Here is a 15,463-nt window from a genome sequence, read left to right on the forward strand (position 1 = left end):
GGGTGCCGTTTGAGCAGCGTTCGGCAGGCACGGACACGCGATGAGGCTACAATCGCCCTCCGCCACCGCATTCCGTTGCGTTCTGCGCATTCCGCGTATTCCGTCGCCGCGCCTGCGGTCGTTTTCGCGATTCAATCTCCGTACTCGTCTTTGCTGCCATGAAGTCATTGCCTCCTGCCTCCGCGCTTGAAACCGTTGCCGTGCGCCTGCGCGGCAAGATCCAAGGCGTCGGGTACCGCCATGCCGCCGTACGCGAGGGCCATCTGATCGGCGTTCGCGGCTGGGTGCAGGCGCTGCCGGAGGGCGACATCATCGCCGTCGTGCAAGGCACGCCCGAGCAGGTCGACAAGATGCTGGAATGGATGCGGCGCGGCCCGCCCGCCGCACGCGTGCTCGACTTCGAGAGCGAAGTGGAATACACCGGCCGTCGCTTTGACCGTTTCGAACAGCTCTGAGAAAGCGGGAAGTACTGGGGATGCAGGGAAAGCTGGGGCAGCTGCGGAAGCTGAGAAGTGTGCACCAACAGGCGCAACAACAGGACGCAGGTACGAAACGGGAGCGAACCACGTGAACGAACCACGTGAGCGTCGGTCACGCGCTAATGGCGGCCGCACACACGGGATGCAACGAGTGGGGATTTGAGAGATTCGAAGTGACGAGCAGCGACCATCGAGTCGCTGCGCATCGCTTCTATGCGCGCCATGGCTATGCCCTTGACGGGCAACGCTTGGCGCGCCGGTCAGACTTGAGCGCTGACCTTAATTCTTGTGACGGTAATTGATGCGGCCCTTCGTCAAATCGTAGGGCGACATTTCCAGCGTCACGCGGTCACCCGCGAGAATACGGATGCGGTTCTTTTGCATACGGCCACTCGCGTACGCAATCACGCCCACGCCATTTTCAAGCGTGACGCGAAAGCGATTGTCCGGCAATACCTCTTCGACTTTTCCGCCGAATTCGATCAATTCTTCCTTGGCCAATATCGTGTCCTCTTGTAGGTGCCGCTCGCGATGAGCGCAGCACCGGTGTTACTGAAGGTTCGTTCGCCAATACCGTCGCCACGCCCTGTGGGTTGCAGGGCATCCATCGAAGCCAAACGAGCCTACCCGGCGGACCTGCCATGACTGTCATGGCGGCGCACCGAAACGCGGCGAGAGTTCGAAGGAGCAAGGCACATTGCGGCAGTGCCACAATGACGAGCAGTGCGTGTCGGGAGGGCGGAGACCGGTCGGTCCGCGCCATCGGCACAGCGAGTGATTCGGCTCGCAGGACAAGGCTGTCAGCGGCGCCGATAAAGCATTTCGCGATCGTCAGGCGATGATCGGCGAATTTTCGCCGATCCCGCTAGGATACCCCTATCTGTGTTGCTCGTGGGGAAAAGTTGTCCGGATTGTGCCATTTTGGAGGCTTTTGTCGTCAACTTGTGGCGCAATGCATCATTCGGGGCATCCAGCGCCCCCGCCTCCCAGCGTGCTTCTCCCGGATTCCTCCGGCATTCCACCGGGCCGGCCCTCCGGGACAACGCGGGCGTGACGCGCAACGTGGCCTCTACTATGCTGTAAGTACCCGTACCCCGCAGGAGGATGACCATGAAAACAGTCGCTCAGATCCTGAAGTCCAAGTCGGCAGACACGGTATATAAAGTGCGCCCGTCCGATTCGGTACTCGATGCGTTGACCCTGATGGCAGAAGCGCGCATCGGCGCGGTACTGGTCAGCGAGGACGACCGCACGATCATCGGCATCTTCACCGAGCGCGACTACGCGCGAAAAGTGGCGCTCATGGGCCGGACGTCGGTCACGACCCCCGTACGTGACGTGATGACCTCCGCCGTGCGTTATGTGAGCCCGGAACAGACCAACGAAGAGTGCATGTCGCTTATGACCGAGCACCGCATTCGCCACCTGCCGGTCATGAAAGACGGCGAACTGGTCGGCCTGCTGTCGATCGGCGATCTGGTCAAGGCGATCATCTCCGAGCAACAGTTCACCATCGATCAGCTCGAAAACTACATCATGGGCGGCGGCGCCGCACTTGCCACCCGCACACCTCGCCCCAACTGATCACGAATCATGGGCCGGTAGCCACCCGTCAAAGGCGGAGCTGACGAGCCTTCGCACCTCGCCTGAACCTCCCGGCGCTTCCCCTGAAGCGCCCTTTTCATTTCGCCTCGAACATCCTGCGCTGCGACCCGACACGGGGGTGTGCCAGAATGCACTTCCCTGACGGCCCCTGGCGTCGCGACGCCTGACCTTGCCGCCCCTCTCTCCATTCGCGCCCGCCATCGCCCCCTCCCTCGCTGCCCCGACATTCGCAACCTTCGCGCCCCGTGCGAGCGAAATCGATCGTGCGCGCTGGCGTCGCCGTATCGGCTGGATGGCGCTTGCCGTGCTGGTCGTCCATGGGCTCGCGGGGATGGCACTGCGTGAATGGCTGCCTGACTTGCCGGACCTGCGCGACGACACGCAACGGCCTTCGATGCGGGTGACTTGGATAACAACACCGGCGCCGGTGACCCCGCCGGCCAGCACGAAATCCGTTCAACCGGCGCAATCCTTGACCTCGCCCGCCGCCCGTTCGCCGAGAACACAAACGGCACCCGCCACACCCAGCATTCAGTCCAAACCGATCACACCTGAACCACCCTCACCTCGCGCCATCACGCCGCCAACACTCACCGTACCGCCACCCGACTGGCGCGCCGACATCGCACGGGGTGTCGGTCAGTTACCTCCCTCGCGGGCCTCGGCACCGGCGGCATCCGCCGAGCGTGTGATTACCGATCAGTCGCATCGCCCCGCCGGTGCCGGAGACGATGCCAACGCCCCCGGATCGGCCGCGCAGCGTGCGTTCGACAATGCGTTGGGTAGCGGACGCTCGTCCGTCAGCGGCCCATCGGCGACGCGCGAAGGCGGCAACCCACTGGGCACCCGGGAATGTATCGAGATGAATGGCAAGAAGCGCTGCGCGCGCTATCGCAACCAGGCCGCAGACATCGACCCGTTCATGAAGCGAGAACGATTGTTCTCGCCGGATATGCGTTGAGACATCAAAAAACTTCGCAGAAACCTTCGCAATCGACGTCGCAGAAAATTTCACCGTGGGCGAGCGGCAAGACCACCGCTGCGCCCACTCGACTGACGCGAAAGGCGAATCAGAAGTCTTCGGCGTCGACGTCGTAGTTCGACGGCTCCCAGCGAATCGCCAGCAGCGCGAGCAGTCCGACAGCCGGGGCGATCGCGATCACCCAGAAGACCTTGGTCGCCAGCGCCGCCGCGAGCACCGGGAACAGGAACAGCGACACGGTGGAGCTCGAACGCATCAGCGTCTGATTGAAGCCCACGCCCACGCCGCGCAGCGACGTCGGGTAGCTCAGCGACGCAAACGTCATCGAGTGCGCGCCCGGACCGAAGCCCTGCCCCAGCAGGAACAGCGCGAGAAAGCCCAACGCCCACGCCACCTGCACCCCGCCTGCGGGCTTGCCGACCAGCGCTAACCCGACGAGTGCGGTCAACTGGAAGGCATAACCGATGACGGTCAACTTCCAAGCACCGACCTTCGGCACGAGACGCACGCCGAGCAAACCACCCGTGAACGCAAACAGCAGGTTGAGCGCCAGCGACATCAGAATCGTCGTGAGCATCGACTGCGCGAGGAAACTCGCAATAATCACCGGCAAACCGAATGCCACCGCGTTATACGCAAACGACGAGGCCACCGCGATGATGGTCGCGAGCGTCGTGCGGCGCAGATACACACCGCGCAGCAACGCCCCATAGTTGCTCCATGCCGCAGGCCGTTTGGCCGTCACACGCTCGGCGTCGGCAGCCACCACGGCATCGATGCCATACGACCGCTTGAGAATCTTCGCGGCCCCTTCCAGATCGCCCTGATTCGCGGCCCACACCGGCGACTCGCTCATGTAACGGCTGCGCACGGCGATGATGGCCAGCGCCGGAATCGCGCCGAAGCCGAGAATGATCCGCCACAGCAGCGCGCTATGCGACGACGGCAGCACCGAGTAGCACAGCAGCACGAGCAGATACGACGCACAGATCGCGGCGTACCACGTTGGACACCACATCGCCACGCGCGCCGCCTTGTTGCCGCGTCCCTTCAATTTCGAGAACTCGGCGAGGAACGCCATCGCCACGGGCAGATCGATACCGACGCCCAGCCCCATCACGAAGCGCGCACCGGCGAGCACGTACTCGTTCGGCGCGAACGCACAGGCGATGGCCGCGATGACGAAGCACAGCATGTCGGCCATGAACACGCGATAGCGGCCGATGCGGTCGGTGAAATAGCCACCGAGAAACGCACCGACGATGGCGCCGAACGTGATCGCCGACGCGACCATGCCGGTGCCGGCAGGCGTGAGATTGAATTCGCGGGCGACGTCTTTCAGACCGAAAGCGAGTGCGCCCAAATCGTAAGCGTCGAGGAACACACCGCCAAGGGCGATGGCCACGATCCAGCGGGCATTCGAGACACGCGCGCCGCCTTCGTTGACGAGCTGCGCTACGTCGCCCGCCGAGCGGATGACAGCGGGGCCGGAAGGGCGGGCAGCCGTAGATGCCGCAGTCGCTGCGGGAGCAGACGCGGCAGGAGACAGGGAAACGTCGACAGACATGATGCGGAACCGGGAAAGCAGGGACGAAAGGTCGCGATGTTACCGCTTGGTACCGTGTCAACCAAGTGCTTTCTGGTTATATGCTTAGACGATTCCCGCGCCAACCGGCATATTTTGCGAATTTACCAGCAACATCATCCACTTATCACCGCCATATATAGTGGCTTCCCCTCACCCCACCCGCATTGACAGGGCATGACCCCAAGTCCCACCCCATGGGAATATGATCGAGGCATGCTTCAAAAGCGGCGAGATCCGCGCGAACCCGCGCCGCACCGGGCTCGGCGCCATTACAAATGCTTACCGTTTCTTACAGCACGAATGTCTGCGGAACCCTACATTCCGCGACGTGGTCGCAAGATATGTGGCACATAGTGCGCGAAGTCACCGACCTCCATGGTGACGGCGCATTTACCTCACGCTCACGAGGAACGACTGAAAATGAAGATCAAAGCACTTACGGGAATCAGCGCGGCACTGGCCGCAGTCCTGCTCGCCGGTTGCGTCGCACCGGGCCAGCAATACGGTGGCGGTTACCAACAGGGTTATCAGCAACCGGGTTACCAACAGCCGGGCTACCAGCAGGGCTATCAGCAACCGCCGCAGCAGGCACCGCAGGGCGCGCTGTATGGCCGGGTCGAATCGATCGAGCAGATGAACGGCGCGAATAACAGCCCGAACATTCTCGGTACGGTGCTGGGTGGTGCCGCCGGCGGTTTGCTCGGCAACACGATCGGCGGCGGACGCGGACGCACGGCCACCACCATCGGTGGCGCGGTGGTCGGTGCCATCGCAGGTAACCGCATCGAAAACGGCATGGGCCAGCCGAACGTGCTGTACCGCATTACCGTGCGTCTGGACGATGGCCGCGTCGCCACCGTGACCCAAGCCCCGCCGCTGCGTGTGCAACAGGGCCAACGTGCTGCCGTCTCCAACGACACGGTGTATCCGTACTAAGCTAAGCACGAAATATCGGAAGGCCTGCAAGGGGCCGAGTCCGATTCGCTACAGTGAAACGCCCGCCGGTTTTGCCCGGCGGGCGTTTTATTTTCAAGGCGTGTCAAACGCGACACAGTCGCGTCGATCGAGGGGTCAGGCGCCATACGCAAAGACTATTTGGCCTGATAAGATACGCGCGACCATCGGAGGGCTGTGCGCCGTTCCGGAACTTTGTCGAATCCGTCAGTTACCGCAACCCTTCGCATCCGTCATGTCGACCCAGACGACTTATCACCATCGGCTTTTCATGGCGGTGGTCGGCGGCATTAGTGCAGTACTCAATGCCGGCGCCTTCTTTGCTGTCCTGCTATTCAATGGACAGAACCCCTATACCCCGTACGGCCTGACACTTGTCAGCGCGTTGGGTGTGGCAGCCTTCATCGTCTTTGCCCGCTTCCATCTGCTGGCCAGCGCCCGCGATGCCAAGTGGATGCTCGGCCGCGGCGCCATGCGCTGGTGCCGGGTGCTGCTCACGATGATCGTGCTGCTGTTCCTGACCTATGACCGTCCGGAAGACGTGCGCGTCATGCTCGCCGAATGGGCGGGGCTCGCGCTGCCGTTGCAGATGCTGGGGCTGGCCGCGTTGCGCGGTGCGGCCCACAGCATCAACAATGCCCCGGGCAATCAGCGCCGCGCGGCGTTCTTCGGCTTCGGCCCCGAGGCGCGCAAGCTGAATCTGCGCCTGCGCCGCTCGCCGATTCTCGGCATTCAGGTTGCCGGTTACTACAACGACGCGCCTGTCGAGCCGGAAGACGGTGAAGTGTTGCCGCCCTACCTTGGCCGTTATGCCGACGCGGCGGCGCATATTCAAGCCAGCAGCTACGAAATCGTCTTCATCGCCATCGGGCAACAGGACAACAAGGAACTCACCGCCGACATCGTCAACCGCTTGTACGATTCGACGGCTGCCATCTACCTGCTGCCCGAGTTCCGCTTCCCCGGCGATCTGCCGCTGACCGGCACCGATCTGGCCGGTGTACCGTTGCTCGCTTTGCATGACATCACCGTGCAGGGCTTCCTGCGCATGATCAAACGCGGCATGGATATCGCCGGGGCGTCGCTGCTGCTGTTTTTCCTGTGGCCGGTCATGATCGGCATCGCGATCGCCGTACGGCTCGATTCACCGGGTCCGATCCTGTTCCGTCAACGCCGTTATGGCGAACGCGGCCAGCCGATCATCGTGCGCAAGTTCCGCTCGATGCGTGTCGTCCAACCTGAGGATGCGGCGGCAGCGGCGACCGGCGGGTTGCGTCAGGCACACGCGGGCGACAGTCGCATCACGACACTTGGCCGGCATCTGCGCCGGACGTCGCTCGACGAACTGCCGCAACTTCTGGATGTGCTGGGGGGCGCGATGAGTCTCGTGGGCCCGCGTCCGCATGCGGAAGAGCACAACGAGATGTACCGGCGTCTGATTCCGGGTTACATGCTGCGTCACAGCGTGAAGCCCGGCATTACGGGATGGGCGCAGATCAACGGCCTGCGCGGTGAGACCGAGACACCCGACAAGATGCAGCGCCGCGTCGAGTACGACCGTTACTACATCACTCACTGGTCGCTGTGGCTGGACATCAAGATTCTGCTCAAGACTATTCCGGTCATGGTCACCGGACACAACGCGCTGTAGTCCGCGCTGTAGTCTTTTAGCGCGCCAGTGCCTGCGCGCGCTTCGGCGCAGGCACGTGCTGCGCCGGCTAGCGGCTAGCGCCCTAGCGCCCGCTACGCGCCATGCTGCGCCACTGCCGCCAGCAGATGCCGACAAAGCGCCGGTCATCGACCAGATAGCGCCGCCACATCCTGCCCGGGTCCTGCAAGATGCGCCAGATCCACTCGGAGCCCGTGCGTTGCATCCACTTCGGTGCACGCCGCTGCATCCCGGCGGCGAACTCGATCGCAGCGCCCACGCACAGCATCAGTCCACCCGGCATGTTGCCTGCGTTGGCCATCGCCCAGCGCTCCTGCTTCGGCATGCCTACGCACACGAAAATCAAATCGGGCGCTATCTCGCGAACACGCTCCGCAATCGCATCGCCTTCGGGGCCCGTCGGATCGAAGCGCATCGACGGCACGATCAGCGTGAAGTCCAGCCCCGGGAAGCGCGCAGCGAGCCCTTCGCGAATTCGGGCTTCAAATTCGGGATGACCGCCCACAAAGACTGCCTTGCCGCCCGTCGCACTGGCGCGGTCGCAAAGCGCGGGAAGCAAATCTGCGCCAGTCACGCGTCCGGGCAACGGTGTGCCGAACAGGCGGCTGGCCCAGATGATCGGCATACCGTCGGCGAACAGATAGTCGGCGGTGGCATAGGCGCGCTTGAACTCGGGCTGTGTATCGAGCCGCACGATGTGATCGACGTTCGGCGTCACTACGATTCGCGCGCGCCCGTCGCGCTGCACACTGGCATGTGCGAGCACATCGACGGCGGTGTCGAAAGGCACCGCAGCGAGATTCAGCCCGAACAGGGCAACGCTGGGTTCGAAGACGTCGCGCGAGCGCGTGACGGGTGCGGCGTTCAGATCCGTGTCACTGGTCATGACCTATCGTATTCCTGTCGTCCGGCGAAGCCGGATCCGTTCGGGTGGCAGGCACGATAGTATCAGCGGGCCTATGACGTCAGTGACACTTTTCGCCACACGCGCGCGCACTTGTTGCGGAAAGTCGTCGTCTTGACGTCGTGGATCAGCTACCATCGCAGCGGCTATCCGTCCTGCCCTTTCCCTAACTGCCGTAAGCACGCCGCGAGTTGCCGCAGACGATGATTCTCGACGCCCACGACATTCCTTCCGGCACCTGCCTGCAAGCCGACCTGTGCATTGCCGGTGCAGGTGCCGCCGGCATCACCCTTGCGCTGGCACTTGAAGCCAGCGGACTCGACGTCATCCTGCTCGAAAGCGGCAGCGACACCCCCGAGCCCGCCACGCAGGCGCTCTACGACGGCACCGTCGCCGACACGCGTCTTCATCCCCCTACGGAGAGCTACCGGGTACGCCGTTTCGGCGGCTCGACCACGCTCTGGGGCGGACGCTGCATGCCGCTCGATGCCATCGATTTCGAAGCGCGCGACTACATGCCGCACAGCGGCTGGCCAATCGCCCTCGACGACTTGATGCCGTGGTACGCACAGGCCAATACGTTGTGCGAGGCCGGTGAGTTCGCCTACACCGCCGAGCGCGCATTCACGAAGCCGTCGCCGCCGATGATCGGCAACTTCGAGAGCGATCTGTTCACCACGAATACGCTGGAACGATTCAGTTGTCCGACCGATTTTGGCGGCCGCTATCGGGCGCGTCTGGCCCGGGGACGCGTGCGCGTCGTGCAGCACGCCAACCTGTGCCGCCTGCCACAGCGCGACGACACGGCACGTCTGGTCGGCCCGGCCGAAGTCCGCACGTTGGATGGCAAGGTCTTTACGGTCGCCGCGCGTGCATACGTACTTGCCACCGGCGGTCTGGAAGTCCCGCGACTGTTGCTCGATAGCCCGGGTGCCAGCGGTCAAGGCCTCGGCAATGCGCACGACGTCGTAGGCCGCTATTACATGTGCCACATCGCCGGCACCATCGGCACGATGGACCTCGCCGCAGCAGCGTCGGTGTACCACGGCTACGAAGTCTCGGACGAAGGTATCTACTGCCGCCGCCGTTTCGCCTTGCGCCCGCAAGCTCAGCACGACCTCCGGGTCGGCAACTTCGTCGCGCGGCTGCACCACCCGCGCATTCCCGAAGCGGGCCATGGCAGCGGCATTCTGTCGTCGCTGTATCTCGCACGCCCCATCGTTCCTTACGAATACGCCAAGCGCCTCTATGGCGACTCGCCCGACAATTCGCTCGCGAACTGGCTCGCGCACTTGCGCAACGTCATCGTCGATGCGCCGAACACCGTTCGGTTCCTGACGCACTGGACGCTCAAGCGCACGTTGGCGGCCCGCAAATTCCCGTCGATCATCGTGCGCCCGGCCAACCTGCGCTTCAGTCTCGACTTCCATGCCGAGCAAGCGCCGAACCCGGCGAGCCGCGTGATGCTGGGCGACACCGTCGATACGCTGGGCCAGCACCGCATTCACATTGACTGGCGCTACTGCGATGAAGACGTGGCGACCGTGACCCGGACACTCGCAGCACTCGCGCAGGAAGTCGAACGCACCGGCGTCGGCCGCTTCTCGTACGATCCGTCCGAAGTGGAAGCCGAAATGACGCGCTACGGCGCTTACGGCGGCCACCATATCGGTACCGCGCGCATGGGCCTCGACCCGAAGACCAGCGTGGTCAATGCCGATTGCCGCTTGCACGAGACCGACAACGTCTTTATCGCGAGCGCTGCGGTCTTCCCGACCTCCGGGCAGGCCAACCCCACACTGAGCATCGTGGCGATGGCCCTGCGCCTTGCCGATCATCTCCAGCAGCAGGGGAACGTCTCCGACTTGCCCATGCCGCCGTCAGCCAGTCCGTCCACTTCTTCGTGAGTCCGTCCGCCACATGAAAGCCCGCATCCTCGTTACCGGCGCGACCGGCTTTATCGGCCGCCACGTCGTTCAGGCACTTGCCGCCAGTGATTGGGCCGAACCGGTCGCCGCCTCGCGCCGCGCCGGCCCGGGGCTGCGCGTCGTCGACGCCCTCTCCTCCGCCTCGCTCGGTGCCGCCCTCGAAGACGTCGACGGTCTCGTCAATTGCGTGGCTGGTTCACCGGAAACCATCGTGGCCAACGCGCATGCGTTGCGCGATGCCCTGAACGCGCGCACCACGCCGGTGCCTGTGGTGTATTTCAGTTCGATGGCGGTGTATGGCGGCGTCGAAGGACATATCGATGAGACGGCGACACTCGCGGGTGAAAGCGCCTACGGCATCGCGAAGGTGGAAGCGGAAAAAGCGCTCGCAGGCCTGCCGAGCGTCACGCTGTTGCGCCCGGGCTGTGTCTACGGAGGTGGCAGCCCGCAGTGGTCCGCGCGTATCGCGGAGTTGCTGCGCGCAGGCCGTCTCGGCGACCTCGGCGTCGCGGGCGATGCGCACAGCAATCTGGTGCATGTGGACGATGTCGTGAGCGCGGCACTGAGTGCACTGCGCACGCCGGGCGCGGGTGGGCGCGCGTATAACCTCGCCATGGCTGAGGCCCCGCGCTGGAACGAATATTTCACCGCTTACGCGATAGCGCTGGGCGCGACGCCGGTCAAGCGCATCGGGGCAAAGCAACTGAAGCTCGAAACGAAGCTCTTGGGCCCTGCCCTCAAGATCGCCGAGATCGCAGGCCGCAAGGTCGGCTTGAAAAACCTGCCGCCGCCGATTCCGCCGTCGCTCGCCCGGCTCTGGCAGCAAGACATCTGCCTCGATGCTCAGTTAGCCGAACAAACCTTTGGCCTCAACTGGACCCCTTGGCGCGACGCCGTCAAGGCAGAAGCCACGCGCGCGTAATTAGCCGCGCGCCTTCCGGGCGAGAAGACCTGTCACCCAACGCCGCAGCGCAGCGAGCGGTGACACCCCGAGCAGTCGATGCGCGGCCCACGTCGCGGCCGCGCCATTCACGGCAATCGCCAGCGATGCGGCGGCCGAGGCGCCGACGCTGCCGCCTGACGGTGCCAGCAACGCCAACCCGGCCAGCAGCACCACCACCGACACGGCGTTGATCCGCATAAGCGCCCGCGTGTGTGCCGTCATCCCGAGCAGTTCCGGCATGGCAGTAAAGCACGCAGCGGCAATCTGCCCGAGCGCCAGCACGCGCAACGCGGTCGCACCATCGTCATAGCCGTGCCCGAACAGGCCCAGCAGGTGCTGCGGAATGACGAGCATCGCCACCGTGACCGGCAGCGCCAGACAAAGCACCAACCCGATCGCTTGCGCCGCACTGCGCTCCAGCCCCGGCGTGTCGTGACGCGCATACAGACTGGCGAAGCGCGGTGCGGCCATGCCTGTCACGCCACTGATCAACAGATTGACGACGAGCGCCAAGCGCCACGCAAGCGCAAACAAACCGGTCTCGCGCGACGACGCGACGATGCCCAGCACGATGGCGGGCGCCGAGGTGATCAGCAGCTTGGTGAGTTCGAGCGAGAACAGCGACAACCCCGTCTTGAGCAGCCCCTTGGCGGCAGGATGCGGTGCCGCTGACGGCGCGGTGTTCGTCAGAGTCTGCTTCGGCACATCGCGCAGAAACCGCCGGAGCAGCACCGCACCGACAATCGCCGTGAGCGTGAAGCTCGCGGCAATCAGTATCAAGGCATTGATCACCGTCAGGTGGCCCGTGACAACCAGCGGGATGACGGCCACGCAGAAGATGGCAGGCCAGAGCCACGAATAAATCATCTGGCTGAAGCCCACGCGCTGCAACCCGGCGAGCGCCCCGGCGACGGCGGCACCGAGATTCTGCGGAACGAAGGAGAGCGCCCCCAGCATGAGCGGCAAGGCGAGGCCCGGCTTGCGGAGAATATCGTCGGCAAACAGCGCGGCACCGGCGGCGAGCAGCACCGACACGGCGACCGAGGTGAGCACCACCAGCCAGAGCGCACGGCGGATCGTCGGGCGCACGGCACCGAACTGCCCCGATGCCACGTCCATGGCGAGTTGCCGCGTCAGCGCCTGATCGACGCCAAGACGCCCAAACCCGGCGAGCGCCACCATCGTGCTGAACACGATGTAGAAATTGCCGGTCTCGACCACGCCGAGCGCCGCAGCGATCAGCAGGTGAAAACCGTAGCGGCTGGGCAGATCGAGCAGGCGTACGCCGAGGCTGATCACGCTGCCGCGAATCATCGAAGCCCCGGTCTTGGCGGGCGGCGGGCGCGTGTCGGTCATATCAATTCGCCGGCTTCGAGGTTGGCTTGCCTGCGGGCTTCAATGCAGGCTGCGCCGCGCCTCGCAACACCAGCAGCTTGATGCTTTGCGGCGGCAAATCGACGCGCAGCGCACCGTCGGTGGCCGCGACGTCAGGGGCGCGCGTCAGTTCGTTGTTCACCAACTGCCAGACTTCGCCTGCGCCGCTGACCGCAAAATTGGCCAGCGAAATCGCGGTCTGTGCGGGACGATCGAGTTGCTTGTTGATGACCACCACGGTCATCGCGCCGTCATCACGCAAAGCCGCGAACGCCGAGACGGTATCCGGATCGGGGACAGTGGCCGCCACGCTGGTCGAACCGAACGCACCGCCGTGTCCGTCGTAGTTGCGGTAAAGCTTGATCGCCTTGTAGACCGGCATCGACGGATCGAGCGTGCCCCAGCGCGTCGCCATATCCAGCTTTTCGCGGCCGAAAATGCCCAGCACATCCGCTTGGGCCGTCGCCCCGTTCATGCGTGTATCCGCGCCCCAGTTGTACTCGGTAATGGCGATCGGCGTGCCCGGGTAGTAATACGTGTCGACCCATTGACGCATCATCGGGATCAGCGCCACCACGCTGTTGATCCACGTCGGGTCCTTGTAATTCGGGTCCCACAGATTGCGCGTGGAACGGTTTCGCATCAGCGCAATCGTGGACGAATTGCCGGTGGGCGCTTCCTCGTACTCACCGCTCTGCGGGTAGAAGTGCAGGCTGAAGACATCGACCGGACGGCCCGCTTTCTTCCACTGCGCCAGCAGCCACGGCACGTAAGCCATGCCACCGGTCTCGCGTTGGCGGTCGGGCGCCTGCGCATAGCCATGTTTGATGGAATGCTGCTGGTCGAAGCCGCTGTACTGATAGCCGTTCCAGCCCCACTCTTCGGGCGCGATCACCTGCGCGCCCGGGTCGGCTGCCTTCACGGCACGCGAATAGGCGATCACCTTGGCGGCGATCTCACTCGCGTGCGCGCCTGTCGGATGCACGTCGTTATGAATCAGTTGCCAGAGGCTCGGCTCGTTATCCATCGCGTAATAACGCACGCCACCCGCACGCGCGGGCCCGAACTGCTGCACCAGCGCCGCCACGCGTGCCTGTTGGCTGCCGGGGTCATCGGGCACCGTGGCGTCGTTCGGATCATTCACGACCGGTGTACCGTCGCGCAGAATGCCGTTGCCCGCGTCGGTCATCCCGTCCACGTCGTGATTCTGTTGCAGACCGTATTTGGCGATCGAGAAACTGGCGAGACGCTCACGGGCACGCGACAACGTGGCTACGCGCCCCAGCATCGAGATCGTCACGATGGGGGTCGCACCGCCCGCCTTCGTCAGCGCGACAAACCGGTCGCCAAACTGATCGTTGATGTCGGCGGGATTGACCGGCAGGCTTTCGTAGTACCAGTCGCGCCCGGCGTTGCGCGCGTCGAGCCGCCAGTTGTAGGCCGAAGCGCTGTTACCGCCCGAGCGATTGAGCGGCACGCGCAGGTCCTGCAACATCGCTGTCGTGCCGAAGTTGATACCGTAGACATACGGATTGATCGGATGACGGTTTGCCGCCGCATCCACCGCGATGGCGACCGGCAGCAACTCACCGGGTGTGGCTTTGGTGCACGCTGCGGCGGACAGCAGCAGCGCCACCCCGGCCAGTTGAATCAAACGGGAGCGTGGGCTACGGTGCCGCAAAACGCGCATGGAAACTCCGGGGATCGGCCCGCCGATCGAAGCCGCCCGCGCGCCAGATATAGGCAAAAATCGCCAGAATGACGGCAGTTTCGCCCGGCGCGAGCGTCGGCGGGTAGAAGAACGAGGCCAGCAGAACAAACTTCAAATAGTCGAACAGCGCACCGAGGAAGTCGTCTTCGACCTCCGCGCGCAGGCGCCGGTAGAAGAAGAGTCCGCGCAGTTGCAGGGCCAGGATGATGAGCGCACCGATCAGGCCGAACTCGAACACGATCCCCAGCCAGGTAATGTCCGCCAGAAAGAAGAAGTGGTGGAAGTAACCGATCAGGCTATCGCCGCTCGCGGGGCTGATGGTGCCCACGCCAAACAGCCAGCGCATCGGCTCGTTACCGAGGAAGCGTGTCGCCAGTTGTGCGGAAATGCGGCGCGTATCAAAGCCGGTCTCGGCGCCCGCGCTGAAAATGGTCGCCAGATAGCCCATCGAGAACACCGACGCCAGCACCACGGGCACCACGAGCAGCAGCCCGATCCGCGCACGCGGGCGGGCCCACACAAAGGTGTTGATGACCAGCACCGCCACGATGCCGATGGCCAGTGCGCGCGATTTCACGATCAGCAGCGCCACCGCCAGTCCGACGAGCACGCCGACGAGATACCGGAAACTCCGCTCGAAATAGGCGCGGCGGTAGCAGAAGAACAGCAGGATGAACGGGAAATACATCGACATCCGGATACGGTGTCCCCGGCTGTCGGCGGTGAAGAACGGCGCCTGACCGAAAACGTAGGTTTCCTTGTACCAACTGGACGGCACCACCAGCCACATCAGGATCAACGCACCGACCACGACCGCACCGAGAATCACGAAGCTCCGGCCCAGCTCGCCCAGCGTCGGCTTGAGCATGAGCAGCAGCGCGAGAAACGAGAAGAAATACAGAATCGGCAGCAGTTTGACTTGCGCCGTCAGGCTGACGAAGAAACTCTCGTTGAAATAGATGACGGCCGCGAAGCTCGGGATGATCAGCAGCCACGCGAAACTCAGCAGCACCTGCCGCGTCATGGGGAAGCGCGGCTGACTGCCCAGACGCAGGACCAGCGGCAGCGTGAGCACCGGAAACGCTTTCGACAAGGCCCACAGCGGATACAGCGCCGTAATGTAGTGAAAGGTCTGGCCGAACATCGGCAGCACCAGCACCAGGCACCAGATCACATAGGACCGCGAGGCGCTGTCGGCAAAGACGGGCGGCAGTTCGCCCACCGGTGCATCGGCGTGGCGGGCTGTCATTTCGAGGGAGTGCGACCCGGCTGTCACGAAGCGGTTGAATTCGGTGAGTAAGCTTGGCAAACCCGGCTGTCGCAGTG

Annotated in this window: 13 protein-coding genes; 7 read left to right on the forward strand and 6 right to left on the reverse strand. The window is 64.0% G+C overall.

Going from position 1 to position 15,463, the window contains the following annotated elements:
- The first annotated feature begins 158 nt into the window (after window positions 1-158).
- Entirely contained in the window at window positions 159-455 is a 297-nt protein-coding gene (locus tag CDV46_RS09535; protein ID WP_087686228.1) for an acylphosphatase, read from the forward strand.
- Window positions 456-758: 303 nt separating this feature from the next.
- Here CDV46_RS09535 and infA read toward each other — a convergent pair whose 3' ends face one another.
- Complete coding sequence (gene infA / locus CDV46_RS09540; protein WP_058376259.1) at window positions 759-980, reverse strand: translation initiation factor IF-1; 222 nt, start codon at window positions 978-980, stop codon at window positions 759-761.
- A 609-nt stretch (window positions 981-1,589) separates the two neighbouring features.
- Between infA and CDV46_RS09545 the strand changes: the two genes are divergently transcribed.
- Window positions 1,590-2,063: a CBS domain-containing protein gene (locus CDV46_RS09545; RefSeq protein WP_087686229.1), complete on the forward strand. Its 474-nt coding sequence runs from the start codon at window positions 1,590-1,592 to the stop codon at window positions 2,061-2,063.
- A 190-nt stretch (window positions 2,064-2,253) separates the two neighbouring features.
- The gene (locus CDV46_RS26785; protein ID WP_140413334.1) at window positions 2,254-3,045 is read left to right on the forward strand and encodes a hypothetical protein; all 792 of its coding nucleotides are present in this window, start codon (window positions 2,254-2,256) and stop codon (window positions 3,043-3,045) included.
- Between the two features lie 109 nt (window positions 3,046-3,154).
- Here the strand turns inward: CDV46_RS26785 and CDV46_RS09555 are convergent, their stop codons facing one another.
- Window positions 3,155-4,633 carry an MFS transporter gene (locus CDV46_RS09555; protein ID WP_087686231.1) on the reverse strand — a complete coding sequence of 493 codons (1,479 nt, stop codon included), beginning with the start codon at window positions 4,631-4,633 and terminating at the stop codon, window positions 3,155-3,157.
- A gap of 441 nt (window positions 4,634-5,074) precedes the next feature.
- Here CDV46_RS09555 and CDV46_RS09560 point away from each other — a divergent pair, with 441 nt between their 5' ends.
- Window positions 5,075-5,590, forward strand: a complete 516-nt coding sequence (locus tag CDV46_RS09560; protein WP_058376263.1) for a glycine zipper 2TM domain-containing protein — start codon at window positions 5,075-5,077, stop codon at window positions 5,588-5,590.
- 253 nt (window positions 5,591-5,843) lie between these two features.
- Entirely contained in the window at window positions 5,844-7,259 is a 1,416-nt protein-coding gene (locus CDV46_RS09565; RefSeq protein ID WP_249277351.1) for an undecaprenyl-phosphate glucose phosphotransferase, read from the forward strand.
- Window positions 7,260-7,341: 82 nt separating this feature from the next.
- Here CDV46_RS09565 and CDV46_RS09570 read toward each other — a convergent pair whose 3' ends face one another.
- Window positions 7,342-8,163, reverse strand: coding sequence for a WecB/TagA/CpsF family glycosyltransferase (locus tag CDV46_RS09570; protein WP_087722411.1), 822 nt, complete (start codon window positions 8,161-8,163; stop codon window positions 7,342-7,344).
- 221 nt (window positions 8,164-8,384) lie between these two features.
- Between CDV46_RS09570 and CDV46_RS09575 the strand changes: the two genes are divergently transcribed.
- Entirely contained in the window at window positions 8,385-10,088 is a 1,704-nt protein-coding gene (locus CDV46_RS09575; RefSeq protein WP_087722412.1) for an FAD-dependent oxidoreductase, read from the forward strand.
- A gap of 13 nt (window positions 10,089-10,101) precedes the next feature.
- Window positions 10,102-11,031: an NAD-dependent epimerase/dehydratase family protein gene (locus CDV46_RS09580; RefSeq protein WP_087722413.1), complete on the forward strand. Its 930-nt coding sequence runs from the start codon at window positions 10,102-10,104 to the stop codon at window positions 11,029-11,031.
- Here the strand turns inward: CDV46_RS09580 and CDV46_RS09585 are convergent, their stop codons facing one another.
- From CDV46_RS09585 to CDV46_RS09595, 3 genes are read right to left on the reverse strand one after another with little or no spacing between them, the layout of a single operon-like run.
- Window positions 11,032-12,408, reverse strand: coding sequence for a lipopolysaccharide biosynthesis protein (locus tag CDV46_RS09585; RefSeq protein ID WP_249277352.1), 1,377 nt, complete (start codon window positions 12,406-12,408; stop codon window positions 11,032-11,034).
- 1 nt (window position 12,409) lies between these two features.
- Window positions 12,410-14,116, reverse strand: coding sequence for a glycoside hydrolase family 44 protein (locus tag CDV46_RS09590; protein WP_087722414.1), 1,707 nt, complete (start codon window positions 14,114-14,116; stop codon window positions 12,410-12,412).
- A complete protein-coding gene (locus CDV46_RS09595) occupies window positions 14,094-15,386 on the reverse strand; it encodes a hypothetical protein (protein ID WP_087686236.1) in 1,293 nt (430 codons plus the stop codon). The genes CDV46_RS09590 and CDV46_RS09595 overlap by 23 nt, the downstream gene beginning before the upstream one ends.
- Window positions 15,387-15,463: the final 77 nt, after the last annotated feature.

Source organism: Pandoraea sp. PE-S2T-3, assembly GCF_002179965.1.
Taxonomy (GTDB): domain Bacteria; phylum Pseudomonadota; class Gammaproteobacteria; order Burkholderiales; family Burkholderiaceae; genus Pandoraea.